Genomic DNA, 11,887 nt, shown 5'->3' on the forward strand with positions numbered 1-11,887 from the left:
GATGGGGTGGCGGCTCACCCTGCGCCCGTACGTCCTGATCGTCCCGGCCCTGCTGCTGACCTGCGGGATCCTGTACCCCTTCGGGCTCGGGCTGTACTACACGCTGTTCGACTTCTCGGCGAGCAAACCGCAGCCGGACATGGTGGGGTTCGAGAACTACAGAGCCGTCTTCACACAGAAGGCGTTCTGGAACTCGGCGTGGGTGACGGTGCTGTACGCGGTCGGGGCGGCCCTCACCGAGAGCGTGCTCGGTGTGGCCGTCGCCTTGCTGCTGCACCGCGCGACCCTGATCGGCCGGATCCTGGAGAAGATCCTGATCCTTCCGTTGATGATCGCCCCGGTGATCGCGGCGATCATCTGGAAGCTGATGCTCCAGCCATCGGTGGGGGTCGTGAACTACCTGCTCAGGCCCTTCGGTCTGGGCGGGGTGCAGTGGACCGACACTCCGACGGGCGCCCTGCTGTCGTCGATCGCCGTGGACGTGTGGGTGTACACCCCGTTCGTGGCGATCCTCGCCCTGGCCGGTCTGCGGTCGCTGCCCACCTCCCCGTTTGAGGCGGCGGCCGTGGACGGCGCGGGGTGGTGGTACACCTTCCGCCGGCTGACCCTGCCGATGCTGTGGCCCTACGTCCTGGTCGCGGTGATCTTCCGGTTCATGGACTCGCTGAAGGTGTTCGACATCATCTACGCCCTGACGGAAGGCGGGCCGGGTGACTCGACCGTCGTCCTCCAGATCCGGGCGTACCTGGAAGCCATCCGCTTCCAGCGCTACTCCTTCGGCATCTCCTACACGATCGTGCTGTGGGCGGTGGTGTACCTGGCCGCGATGGTGCTGGTGAAGCACCTGGGGAAGATCCAGCGGAAGGCCGCGGAGGTGACCACATGAGGAAACGCCTGGTGGGGTGGTTGTGCGACGCCGCCCTCGTCCTCTACTTCGTCTTCGCGCTGTTCCCGATCGCCTGGATGGTGATCCTGTCGCTGAAGCCGACCGACCAGCTCTTCTCCACCTACTTCTCCTTCTCCCCCACCCTCGACGGCTACCGGACGGTCCTCGGCGACAGCGAGGGCATCCCGTTCGTGCGGTTCTTCGTCAACAGCCTGGTGGTGTCGGTGGGGGCGGTCGTGCTGTCGCTGGTGGTGGGGCTGCCGGCGGCGTACGCCTCGGCGCGGTGGCGGTTCAAGGGCTCGGAGAACCTGATGTTCACGCTGCTGTCGTTCCGCTTCGCACCCGAACTGACCGTCATCATCCCGCTGTTCGTGCTGTACCAGAAGCTCGGTCTGTTCGACACGTACGTCGGCATGGTCTGGGTGCTGCAACTGGTGACGCTGCCGTTGATCGTGTGGATCATGCGGTCCTACTTCGCCGATCTGACACCGGAGCTGGAGCAGGCCGCCCTGCTCGACGGCTACACCCGCAAGCAGGCGTTCTTCAAGGTCGCCCTGCCGCTGGTCAAGCCGGGCATCGCGGCCGTGTCGCTGCTGGCGTTCATCTTCGCCTGGAACAACTTCGTCTTCCCGCTGATCCTCACCTCCAACGAGGCCCAGACCGTGACCGTGGGCGCGCTGTCGTTCCTCGGCGGGGACCGGCCGAAGTACAACCTGACGGCCGCCGCCGCGCTGGTGTCCGTCGTACCGCCGCTGCTGCTGGCGCTGACGATCCAGCGCTACCTGGTGCGGGGCCTGTCGTTCGGGGCGGTGAAGTCGTGATCCGGCTGAGCGGGATACGCAAGGCGTACGGCAGGACCGTCGCGCTCGACGGGCTCGAACTGGAGGTGGAAGAGGGTGAGTTCTTCTGCCTGCTCGGGCCGTCCGGCGCGGGCAAGACCACCACCCTGAAGACCGTCGCCGGGCTCGAACCGCCCGACACCGGCACGGTCGCGCTCGACGGCAAGGACATGCGGGGTGTCGAACCCTACGACCGGGGCGTGGCGATGTGCTTCGAGAGCTACGCCCTCTACCCGCACCGCTCTGCCTACGACAACCTGGCCTCGCCGCTGCGCTCGCCCCGGCACCGGCTGCCCGCCGCCGAGGCCCGGCAGCGGATCGGCGCGGTCGCCGAACTGCTCGGCATCTCCGGGCTGCTGGACCGGCCGGTCGGGCAGCTGTCCAACGGCCAGCGGCAGCGCGTCGCCCTCGGACGGGTCCTGGTCCGCCCGGCCCGGGCCTTCCTTCTCGACGAGCCGCTCTCCCACCTCGACGCCAAACTCCGCCAGCAGATGCGGGCCGAGCTGAAGGCCATCGGGGCCGTGCAGCACACCACCACCCTCTATGTCACCCACGACTCGGTCGAGGCGCTGGCGCTCGGCGACCGGATCGGGGTCATCCGGGAGGGCCGGATCACGCAGACGGGCACCCGGGAGGAGATCTGGTACCAGCCGTACGACACGGAGGTCGCGCGGGCCTTCGGGCGGCCCCGGATCAACCTGCTGCCGGGGGTGGTGACGGAGAGCGGGGTGCGCTCGGACGGCGGTGTGGACCTGCCGGTGCGGGCGCAGGCCGCGCCGGGCACGGACGTCCTCGTCGGTCTGCGCCCCCGGGACATCGCCCTGCAGGGCGAGGGCCACGAGCTGACGGGGACCGTGTACGTCACCGAGGTGCTCGGCCGGTCCGTCGAGGTCACCGTCCGGCTCGGGACCGGGGAGCAGCGGGTGTCGCTGGTGGTCCCCCGGGCGGACGCGGCGCGCCTTCGTCCGGACGATCCGGTACGGCTCGTGGTCCGGCCTGAGAACCTGCTGCTGTTCGAGGCCGACCGGCCGGAGCGACCGGGACGACGGATAGAGACACAGCCATGAGCAGCAACAGCAGTGCTGGACAGCAGGGGCCGGCGGCGCGGCAGGCCGCGATGGCCGAGCTTGTGCTGGCCGACGGTACGGCGACGGCGGCGGAACTCGCCGAGCGGTTCGGGGTGAGCCTGATGACCATCCACCGGGACCTGGACGAGCTCGAACGGCAGGGCATCGTACGGAAGTTCCGGGGCGGGGTGACCGCGCAGCCGTCGGGGGTCTTCGAGTCGAACGTGCAGTACCGGCTGAAGACCATGCGGGCTCAGAAGGCCGCCGTCGCCGAGCACGCGCTGCGGATGGTGGAGCCCGGGATGGCGATCCTGCTGGACGACTCCACGTCCACGCTGGAGATAGCCAGGCGGCTGCGCACGGCCGAGGTGACGCCCCTGACGGTCGTCACCAACTTCCTGGAGGCGATCAACCTCCTCTCCGACCAGCGGGGCATCCACCTGATGGCGCTCGGCGGCGACTACGACCCGCTGCACTCCTCGTTCCTCGGGGTGTCGTGCGTGGAGGCGGTCGAGCAGCTCCGGGTGGACGTGTGCTTCGCGTCGACGTCGGCCGTGCACGGGGGTTACGCCTACCACCAGGAGCAGCACATCGTGTCCGTGAAGCGGGCGATGCTCGACGCGGCGGCACGGAACGTCCTGTTGATCGACCACACCAAGCTCGGCCGGGTCGCCCTGCACCGGGTCGTCCCGCTGGCCCGTTTCGACACGCTCCTCGTGGACGACGGGGCGTCGCCGGAGGCACTGCGGGATCTGGACGAGCACAAGGTCCGTTACGAGGTTTGCGCGACGAAGGGCGGCCATGGCGAGCGGAACGGGACTGGAGCTACGTGAACTGCGTAAGACCTATCGGTCGCGGGGGCGGCCTCCGGTGGACGCCGTACGCGGCATCGACCTGAGCCTCGGTTCCGGGGAGCTGCTCGGGCTCCTCGGCCCCTCCGGCTGCGGCAAGTCGACCACGCTGCGCATGATCGCCGGGCTGGAGGCGGTGACCGGCGGGGACATCCTGGTCGGCGGGGCGTCGGTCGTCGAACGGCCCGCCCAGCGGCGGAACATCGGGGTGGCGTTCGAGAACTACGCGCTGTATCCGCCGCTGTCGGTCGCGGAGAACCTGGCGTTCGGGCTGAAGGCCCGCAGGAGGGCGGCCCGGGGCGATGTCGAGCGCAAGGTGAAGGAGATCGCTGAGCGGGTCGGCCTGACCGACCTCCTGGACGCCCGCCCGGCGGGTCTCTCCAGCGGCCAGAAGCAGCGGGTCTCCCTGGCCCGGGCCCTGATCCGGGAGCCCGACGTGCTGCTCCTCGACGAGCCCCTCTCCCACCTGGACGCGGCCCAGCGCGACACGACCCGCCGTGAACTCAAGCGCATCCAGAAGGACCTGGGCCACACCACCATCCTGGTCACCCACGACCAGGAGGAGGCCCTCTCCCTCGCCGACCGGATCGCCGTGATGAAGGACGGCGTCATCCAGCAGCTCGGCACCCCCTACGAGATCTACGACCACCCGGCCAACGTCTTCGTCGCGGACTTCGTCGGCGAGCCCGCGATCACCCTGTTGCCCGGCATCTCCGGCGGCGACGGTCACGCCCGGCTTTCCGACACGGTGCGCGTCGCGCTGCCCGTACCGGTGGAGCGGGGTCGTGAGGTGGTGGTCGGGATCCGCCCCGAGGACGTCCGGCTCACCGCCGAAGGCGGCCTGTCCGCCCGGGTCGTCGCCCATGAACCGCTCCTTGAGTCGGGCCTGGCGACCCTCGCGCTGGACGGGGTCGAACGGCATCTGGTCGTCCTCACCGACCCCGAGGTGCGGCTCGCCCACGACGAGCGGGTCCGGGTCGCCGCCGACCCCGGGCACACCCGTGTCTTCGACGCCGAGACAGGAGAATCCCTGCGATGACCTCCGGAAACAGTGTGCGGGTGGTGGCCGCCGGCGACCACTTCGTCCTGCCCTCGCTGATCACGCGGGCGGTGCGGCACGAGGTGGAGCGGGCGGACGTCGAGGAACTGCGACTCGGCTGGCCGCTGGAGCCGTTCGGGCCGGTCGCCGAGGTGCAGGAGGCCAGTGACGCCGAGGACCGGATGATCGAGGCGCTGGCCGGGGCGGAGGTCCTCGTCACGCAGATGGGGCCGGTGACGGAGAGGGTCCTCGCCGCCTGCCCGGATCTGAAGCTGGTCGTGGTCTGCCGGGGCGGGCCGGTCAACGTCAACCTCGACGCGGCGAAGAACCGTGACGTGCGGGTGTGCTTCGCGCCGGGCCGCAACGCCGCCGCCACGGCCGAGTTCACCGTCGGCCTGATGCTGTCGGCCCTGCGCCGCATCCCCCAGGCGCACGCCCCGCTCGCCGGGCAGGGCAGCTGGGAGGGGGCGACGTACTACACGTACGAGCAGAGCGGACTGGAGCTGGAGGACCTGCCCGTCGGGCTGGTCGGGTACGGGGCCGTCGGCAGCCGGGTCGCGCGCGTGCTGTGCGCGTTCGGGGCGCGGGTGATGGTCTACGACCCGTATGTGCACGGCGAGATCCACGGCCTGCGCGTGACCTCGCTCGACGATCTCCTGCGCCGCTCCCGGGTGATCACCCTGCACGCCCGGCTCACGCCCGAGACGCGGGGACTGATCGGCGCCCGCGAGCTGGGGCTGCTGCCGTCCGGCGCGGTGGTGGTGAACGTGGCCCGGGGTCCGCTGCTGGACGAGGGCGCGCTGTGCGACGCGCTGGAGAGCGGCCGGGTGTCGGCGGCGGCGCTCGACACGTACGAGCGGGAGCCGCTGCCGGCGGAGTCCCGGCTCCTGGCACTGGCCGACCGCGTGGTCCTCACCCCCCACCTGGGCGGGGCGTCGCGCGCGGTCGCGGAGAAGGCCGCCCGGATCGCCGCCGAAGAGGTGGGCCGCTGGGTGCGCGGGGAGCCGCTCGCGCACTGTCTGACCTGAGGACCGGGAGGAGAGCCGCATGTACGTCGGTATCGATGTGGGCACGTCCATGGTCAAGGCGGCGGCGTTCGACGCCATGGGCCGTGAACTGGCCGTGGCCTCCCGCCCGGTGGACCTCTCCCTGCACGGCGGAGTCGTCGAGCAGGACATGGAGGAGGTGTACGGGGCGGTCGTCGCCGTGCTCGGGGAGGTCACCGGACGGGTACCGGAGCCGGTCGAGCTGGCCGGGCTCACGGGGCAGGGCGACGGGGTGTGGCTGGTCGACGGCGAGGGCAGGCCGGTACGCCCCGCCGCCTCCTGGATGGACGGGCGGGCGCACGACCTGGTCGACCGGTGGCTGGCGGACGGCACGTTCGAGACGGTGTTCCGGCGGACGGGCAGCGCGATGTTCCCGGGCTGCCCGGGCCCGCTGCTGGCGTGGCTCGACCGTCACGAACCGAAGGCGCTGGACGCCGCGAAGGCCGCCCTGTACTGCAAGGACATGGTGTTCCAGCGGCTGACGGGAGCCGGTCCGGCGACGGATGTGTCGGACGCGTCGATGCCGTTCCTGGACCCGCGGACCCGAAGCTACGACAACCGGGTCGTCGAACTGCTGGGGCTGGCGCACCACCGGGGTCTGCTCGCCCCGGTCAGCGACCCGGTCGCGACCGCCGAGACCCTGGGCGAGGGCCTGCCGTCCGGGACCCGGATCGCGAACGGGCCGTACGATCTGCCGGCCTGCGCGCTGGGCGCCGGGGTGACGTCCCCGGGGGACGGCCTGCTGATCGTCGGCACGTGTCTGGCCAGCCTGGTCGCCACCACCGAGCTCGATCTGACCGGGGAACCGGCGGGCCTGTACATCTCCACCGACCGGCCCGGGCACTGGCTGCGCGCCATGCCCGCCATGGTCGGCACGGCGGCGCTGGACTGGGTGCTGTCGACGACCGGCGTGCGGCACGACGAGGTGGACGGCCTGCTGGCCGGGACGCCGCCGGGCGCGCACGGTGTCCGGGTGCTGCCGTACTTCGCGCCCTCCGGCGAACGGGCCCCCTTCGTCGAACCGCGGCTGCGTGCCGAACTCACCGGTGTCTCCCTGGAGTCGACCCGGGGCGATCTGGTCCGCGCCACCTGCGAGGGCATCGGGTACGCGGCCCGGCACTGCCTGGAGGCGGCGGGCCTCACCGGGAACCTGGCCGTCTGCGGCGGCGGCACCCGCAGTGCCGCCTGGATGCGGCTGCTGGCCGATGTGCTCGGGCGGCCGCTGCGGGTCGTCGAGGGCGAGGTGGGCGCGCGGGGGGCGGTCCTGGCGGCGGCCGGGCGGTACGGGGTGCCGCTGGACGCGGAGGCGTGGACGGCACCGACGGCGGTCGTCGAGCCGGACCCGGACCGGGTGGCGTTCCACACCAGGGGCTACCAGGAGCACCTGGACCGGCTGACCCGGGCCAGGGACCAGGCACGTCAGTGAACCCGCCTTCGACAAAGGGGAGTTGCATGCAGCTCGGACGGAGATCCCTCCTGCTCGCGGCGGCCGCGGGGACCGCCACGGCCACCACGGCGGCGGCCCAGCCCCGCAAGGATGGCGGTCCGGTCGTCATCGGCCACCGCGGCGCGGCCGGCTGGCGCCCGGAGCACACGGCGGCCTCGTACACGTACGCCGTGCAGACGGGCGCCGACTGGATCGAACCGGACCTGGTGCCGACGAAGGACCACGTGCTGGTGGTCCGGCACGAGAACGAGATCTCCCAGACGACCGACGTGTCCCGCCACCCGGAGTTCGCGGACCGCCGTACGGCGAAGACGGTCGACGGCCGGCCGGTGACCGGCTGGTTCACGGAGGACTTCACGCTGGCCGAACTGAAGACCCTGCGGGCGGTGGAGCGGCTGCCCGCGGTCCGCAACCGCAACACCGTCTTCGACGGGCGCGAGGAGGTCATGACCTTCCAGGAGGTCGTGGACCTGGCGCGGCGGCTGTCGCGGGAACACGGCCGGACGATCGCGGTCTTCCCGGAGACCAAGCACCCCACGTACTTCCGCTCCCTCGGCCTGCCGTTGGAGCCGAGGCTGGCGGCCGCGATCCGCCGGAACCGGCTCGGGCGGCGCGAGTGCGTGGTGCAGTCGTTCGAGCCGACGAGCCTGCGGCGGATCGCGGCGGAGCGGCTGGGGGTGCCGCTGTGGCAGGCGCTGGGGACGACGGGCGGGCCCTACGACCTGGTCACGGCCGGTGATCCGACGACGTACGAGGACATGATGAGCCCGGCGGGACTGGCGCGGATCGCCACGTACGCGGACTGGATCGGGCCGGACAAGTCCTCCGTCGCCGGCACGTCGCTCGTCGCGGACGCGCACGCGGCGGGGCTGCGGATCGGGCCGTACACCTTCCGCGCGGAGAACCAGTTCCTGCCGGCGCGGTTCCGGCGCGGGAGTGGAGCGAACGATTTCGGGGACGCGTTCGCCGAATACACGCTGTACTACCGCATGGGGGTCGATGCGGTCGTAACCGACTTCCCGGACCTGGCGGTGATGGCGAGGAGGAGCGGATGACGGTGAGCCGGGCGTGCCGGACCTGCGGCACCATGCAGGAGTTCCGGATGTTCAACGCCGCCGAGCGGGCGGTGGTCCGGGCGGAGAAGGGGGACGGTCACTTCGTGGACGACTACTGGCGCTGCACCGCGGCCGGCTGCCGGTGGTACCAGCGCTATCTCAACCGCGGCGAGGACGGCCTGCTCCCGGAGGAACTCAAGATCCAGGCCGCCCCGGCCGGGTGAGACCTACAGGTTGGAGAAGTCCGGGCCCTTGGTGCGGGTGCGCTTGATCTCGTAGAAGCCGGGGACCGAGGCCACGGCGAGGGTGCCGTCCCAGAGGCGGCCGGCCTCCTCGCCCTGCGGGGCCGGGGTGACGACCGGGCCGAAGAAGGCGATCTGCTCGCCGTCCGAGCCGGGCACGGCGATGACCGGGGTGCCGACGTCCTGGCCGACCTTGTCGATGCCCTCCTTGTGGGAGGCGCGCAGCTCCGCCTCGTACGGGGTGGAGTCCCAGTGCTCCAGGAGGGACTCGGGCAGGCCCACGTCCTTCAGGGCGGCGGCGACCGTCTCCTTGCCGGGACCCTCGGCCTGGTTGTGGATGCGGGTACCGAGCGCGGTGTAGAAGTCGCCGAGGACCGCGGGGCCGTGCTCCTGCCGCGCGGCTATGACGACCCGGACGGGGCCCCACGCCTTGGTCTCCAGCATCTCGCGGTATTCCTCGGGCAGTTCGTCCAGCCTGTTCTCGTTGAGCACGGCGAGGCTCATGACATGCCAGCGAACCTCGATGTCCCTGACCTTCTCCACCTCCAGCACCCAACGGGAGGTCATCCAGGCCCAGGGGCACAGCGGGTCGAACCAGAAATCGACGGGGGTCTTGTCCGACATGTCTCTCCTCAGGAGGAAACCGTTTCTCCGGCAACGCCGGTACGCGTTCCCGTCATTCCCGGCTGCCCGGTGTCAGGTGCACGTGGCAGGATCGGTCCTGTTCAGCCGTACCCCACGACATCCGAGGAGTGCCGCCCGTGCCCGGTGAGAATCTGTCCCGCGACGAGGCCCGCGAGCGGGCCGCCCTGCTGAGCGTCGACGGGTACGAGGTGTCCCTCGACCTGCGGTCCGCGGTCGGCGAGGACCGAGGGGACGGGCCCCGCACCTTCCGCTCCGTCACGACGGTCCGCTTCCGCTGCAACGAGCCCGGGGCGAGCACCTTCGCGGATCTGATCGCGCCGAGTGTGACGGCCGTCTCACTCAACGGCCGTGATCTGGACCCCGGCGAGGTCTTCGACGGCTCCCGGATCACGCTGGAGGACCTGGCCGCCGACAACGAGCTCGTCGTGGACGCCCGGTGCGCCTACTCCCGCACCGGCGAGGGCCTGCACCGCTTCGTCGACCCTGAGGACGGCGAGGTGTACCTGTACACGCAGTACGAGCCGGCCGACGCGCGGCGGGTCTTCGCCAACTTCGAGCAGCCCGACCTGAAGGCTCCCTACCGGTTCGAGGTGCGGGCCCCCGAGGGCTGGACGGTGTGGAGCAACGGGGCCGGTGAGCAGGCCGACGGGGTGTGGCGGTTCGCCGAGACCAAGCCGATCTCGACGTACATCACCTGTGTGGTGGCGGGCCCGTACCACTACGTGACGGACTCCTACTCCCGTACGTTCGCCGACGGCACGACCCTGGAGATCCCCCTCGGCGCCCTGTGCCGCAAGGGCCTGGCGCCCTACTTCGACGCCGACGACGTGTTCCTCGTCACCAAGCAGGGCCTGGACTTCTTCCACGACCACTTCGACTACCCCTACCCGTTCGGGAAGTACGACCAGGCGTTCGTGCCCGAGTACAACCTGGGCGCGATGGAGAACCCGGGCCTGGTGACGTTCCGGGAGGAGTTCATCTTCCGCGGGAAGGTGACGCAGGCGTCCTACGAGGGCCGGGCCAACGTCATCCTGCACGAAATGGCGCACATGTGGTTCGGCGACCTGGTCACCATGGAGTGGTGGGACGACCTGTGGCTGAAGGAGTCCTTCGCGGACTTCATGGGCGCGTTCGCGCTCGTCGGCGCCACCCGCTTCGCCAACGGCTGGATCACCTTCGCCAACCGCCGCAAGGCCTGGGCCTACCGCGCCGACCAGCTGCCCTCCACGCACCCGATCACGGCGGACATCCGCGACCTGCAGGACGCCAAGCTGAACTTCGACGGCATCACGTACGCCAAGGGCGCGTCGGTGCTGAAGCAGCTCGTGGCGTACGTCGGCGAGGAGGCGTTCCTGGAGGGCGCCCGGCGCTACTTCAAGCGGCACGCGTACGGCAACACGCGCCTCGGTGACCTGCTGTCGGTGCTGGAGGAGACCGGCGGCCGGGACATGAGCGCCTGGTCGCGGTCCTGGCTCCAGACGGCCGGGGTGAACTCGCTGACACCGCAGGTGCTGCTGGGCGCGGACGGCCGCGTCGAGGAGCTGGCGGTGGTGCAGGAGGCGGCCGAGTCGCATCCCGAACTGCGGCCGCACCGGGTGGCGGTGGGCCTGTACCGGGTGACGGACGGCGGGGCGCTGGAGCGGTACGCGCGCGTGGAGACCGACGTAGACGGCGCGCGGACCGTCGTGGCGGAACTGGCCGGTGCCGACGCCCCCGACCTGGTCCTGGTCAACGACGACGACCTGACCTACTGCAAGATCCGCTTCGACGAGACCTCGCTGGCGGCCCTGCGCGAGCGCCTGGGTGCGGTCACCGACCCGCTGGCGCGCGCCCTGTGCTGGTCGGCATTGTGGAACATGACGCGGGACGCGCTGCTCCCGGCGCGGGACTTCGTGGACCTGGTGCTGCGGTTCGGCGGGCGTGAGTCCGAGATCGGCGTCGTGCAGATGCTGCACGCGTGGGCCGAGTCGGCGGTCACGCACTACACGGCGCCCGCCCGGCGCGAGGCGGCCGCCCGGCTGCTCGCCGAGGGCGCGCGGCGCGAGCTGTACGCGGCGGGGCCGGGCAGCGAGCACCAGCTCGCCTGGGCGCGGTTCTTCGCCCGGACGGCCACCGCCGAGGCCGACTTCGAGCTGCTGCGGGACCTGCTCGCGGGCGCGGCGACGGTCGAGGGCCTCGACCTGGACCAGGAGCTGCGCTGGGTGTTCCTGGAGCCGCTGGCCGCGCACGGGGCCGTGGACGACAGGGCGCTGGCCGAGGAGCTGACCCGGGACGACACGGCCTCCGGCAAGCGCCACCAGGTGCGCTGTCTGGCCGCCCGCCCGTCGGAGGCGGTCAAGGCGCAGGCGTGGGCGCAGGTCGTGGAGTCGGACGCGCTGTCCAACGCCATGGTCGAGGCGACCATCGCGGGCTTCTCCCAGGGCTCGCAGCGGGAGCTGATCGCGCCGTACGCCGAGAAGTACTTCGCGGCGATCGAGCGGGTGTGGGCCGAGCGGTCCATTCAGATCGGCATGCACGTGGTGCAGGGCCTGTTCCCCATCTTCCAGCAGTCGCAGGAGACGCTGGACGCCACGGACGCCTGGCTGGACGCCCACAAGGAGGCGGCCCCGGCGCTGCGCCGGCTGGTACTGGAATCCCGCGACGATCTGGCACGGGCGTTGCGTGGACAGGCGTGCGACGAGGCCTCCGACCAGTAACTTTGGCCTGAGATCTGGGCGTTCCGCCTTCGTTACGAGACGAATGCCCCGTGAGCCGTAACCCCTGGCCCGCA

11 protein-coding genes are annotated in these 11,887 nt (G+C 71.2%); 10 read left to right on the plus strand and 1 reads right to left on the minus strand.

Going from position 1 to position 11,887, the window contains the following annotated elements; translation table 11 throughout:
• Nucleotide 1: 1 nt before the first annotated feature.
• Genes CEB94_RS14060 through CEB94_RS14100 form a run of 9 tightly spaced genes read left to right on the plus strand, consistent with a single transcriptional unit; the run spans nucleotide 2 to nucleotide 8,454 of the window.
• On the plus strand, nucleotides 2-886 hold the full coding sequence (locus CEB94_RS14060; protein ID WP_175432547.1) for a carbohydrate ABC transporter permease: 885 nt from the start codon (nucleotides 2-4) through the stop codon (nucleotides 884-886).
• Entirely contained in the window at nucleotides 883-1,707 is an 825-nt protein-coding gene (locus tag CEB94_RS14065) for a carbohydrate ABC transporter permease (RefSeq protein ID WP_175432548.1), read from the plus strand. Before CEB94_RS14060 ends, CEB94_RS14065 begins: the two co-directional genes overlap by 4 nt.
• On the plus strand, nucleotides 1,704-2,792 hold the full coding sequence (locus CEB94_RS14070; protein WP_175432549.1) for an ABC transporter ATP-binding protein: 1,089 nt from the start codon (nucleotides 1,704-1,706) through the stop codon (nucleotides 2,790-2,792). The genes CEB94_RS14065 and CEB94_RS14070 overlap by 4 nt, the downstream gene beginning before the upstream one ends.
• Nucleotides 2,789-3,625, plus strand: a complete 837-nt coding sequence (locus CEB94_RS14075) for a DeoR/GlpR family DNA-binding transcription regulator (protein ID WP_175432550.1) — start codon at nucleotides 2,789-2,791, stop codon at nucleotides 3,623-3,625. The genes CEB94_RS14070 and CEB94_RS14075 overlap by 4 nt, the downstream gene beginning before the upstream one ends.
• Nucleotides 3,594-4,682, plus strand: coding sequence for an ABC transporter ATP-binding protein (locus tag CEB94_RS14080; RefSeq protein WP_175432551.1), 1,089 nt, complete (start codon nucleotides 3,594-3,596; stop codon nucleotides 4,680-4,682). Before CEB94_RS14075 ends, CEB94_RS14080 begins: the two co-directional genes overlap by 32 nt.
• Nucleotides 4,679-5,710 (plus strand): 2-hydroxyacid dehydrogenase, encoded by a 1,032-nt coding sequence (locus CEB94_RS14085; RefSeq protein WP_175432552.1) that lies wholly within the window; start codon nucleotides 4,679-4,681, stop codon nucleotides 5,708-5,710. The genes CEB94_RS14080 and CEB94_RS14085 overlap by 4 nt, the downstream gene beginning before the upstream one ends.
• A 19-nt stretch (nucleotides 5,711-5,729) precedes the next feature.
• Nucleotides 5,730-7,154, plus strand: coding sequence for an FGGY-family carbohydrate kinase (locus CEB94_RS14090; RefSeq protein ID WP_175432553.1), 1,425 nt, complete (start codon nucleotides 5,730-5,732; stop codon nucleotides 7,152-7,154).
• A gap of 26 nt (nucleotides 7,155-7,180) precedes the next feature.
• Nucleotides 7,181-8,230, plus strand: coding sequence for a glycerophosphodiester phosphodiesterase family protein (locus tag CEB94_RS14095; RefSeq protein ID WP_175432554.1), 1,050 nt, complete (start codon nucleotides 7,181-7,183; stop codon nucleotides 8,228-8,230).
• Nucleotides 8,227-8,454: a hypothetical protein gene (locus CEB94_RS14100; RefSeq protein ID WP_175432555.1), complete on the plus strand. Its 228-nt coding sequence runs from the start codon at nucleotides 8,227-8,229 to the stop codon at nucleotides 8,452-8,454. The genes CEB94_RS14095 and CEB94_RS14100 overlap by 4 nt, the downstream gene beginning before the upstream one ends.
• Before the next feature lie 3 nt (nucleotides 8,455-8,457).
• Here CEB94_RS14100 and CEB94_RS14105 read toward each other — a convergent pair whose 3' ends face one another.
• Nucleotides 8,458-9,096, minus strand: coding sequence for a mycothiol-dependent nitroreductase Rv2466c family protein (locus CEB94_RS14105; protein WP_175432556.1), 639 nt, complete (start codon nucleotides 9,094-9,096; stop codon nucleotides 8,458-8,460).
• A gap of 137 nt (nucleotides 9,097-9,233) precedes the next feature.
• On the opposite strand from CEB94_RS14105, the gene pepN reads away from it, so the two are divergent.
• Nucleotides 9,234-11,813, plus strand: a complete 2,580-nt coding sequence (gene pepN / locus CEB94_RS14110; protein WP_175432557.1) for an aminopeptidase N — start codon at nucleotides 9,234-9,236, stop codon at nucleotides 11,811-11,813.
• Nucleotides 11,814-11,887 lie beyond the last annotated feature (74 nt).

The sequence above is a fragment of the Streptomyces hawaiiensis genome, from assembly GCF_004803895.1.
Taxonomy (GTDB): Bacteria; Actinomycetota; Actinomycetes; order Streptomycetales; family Streptomycetaceae; genus Streptomyces; species Streptomyces hawaiiensis.

Coding starts and splice junctions, on each gene's coding strand:
- CEB94_RS14105 (WP_175432556.1), bottom strand. CDS start 9,096: ATGTCGGACAAGACCCCCGTCGATTTCTGGTTCGACCCGCTGTGCCCC.
- CEB94_RS14090 (WP_175432553.1), top strand. CDS start 5,730: ATGTACGTCGGTATCGATGTGGGCACGTCCATGGTCAAGGCGGCGGCG.
- CEB94_RS14100 (WP_175432555.1), top strand. CDS start 8,227: ATGACGGTGAGCCGGGCGTGCCGGACCTGCGGCACCATGCAGGAGTTC.
- CEB94_RS14065 (WP_175432548.1), top strand. CDS start 883: ATGAGGAAACGCCTGGTGGGGTGGTTGTGCGACGCCGCCCTCGTCCTC.
- CEB94_RS14095 (WP_175432554.1), top strand. CDS start 7,181: ATGCAGCTCGGACGGAGATCCCTCCTGCTCGCGGCGGCCGCGGGGACC.
- CEB94_RS14060 (WP_175432547.1), top strand. CDS start 2: ATGGGGTGGCGGCTCACCCTGCGCCCGTACGTCCTGATCGTCCCGGCC.
- CEB94_RS14080 (WP_175432551.1), top strand. CDS start 3,594: ATGGCGAGCGGAACGGGACTGGAGCTACGTGAACTGCGTAAGACCTAT.
- CEB94_RS14085 (WP_175432552.1), top strand. CDS start 4,679: ATGACCTCCGGAAACAGTGTGCGGGTGGTGGCCGCCGGCGACCACTTC.
- CEB94_RS14075 (WP_175432550.1), top strand. CDS start 2,789: ATGAGCAGCAACAGCAGTGCTGGACAGCAGGGGCCGGCGGCGCGGCAG.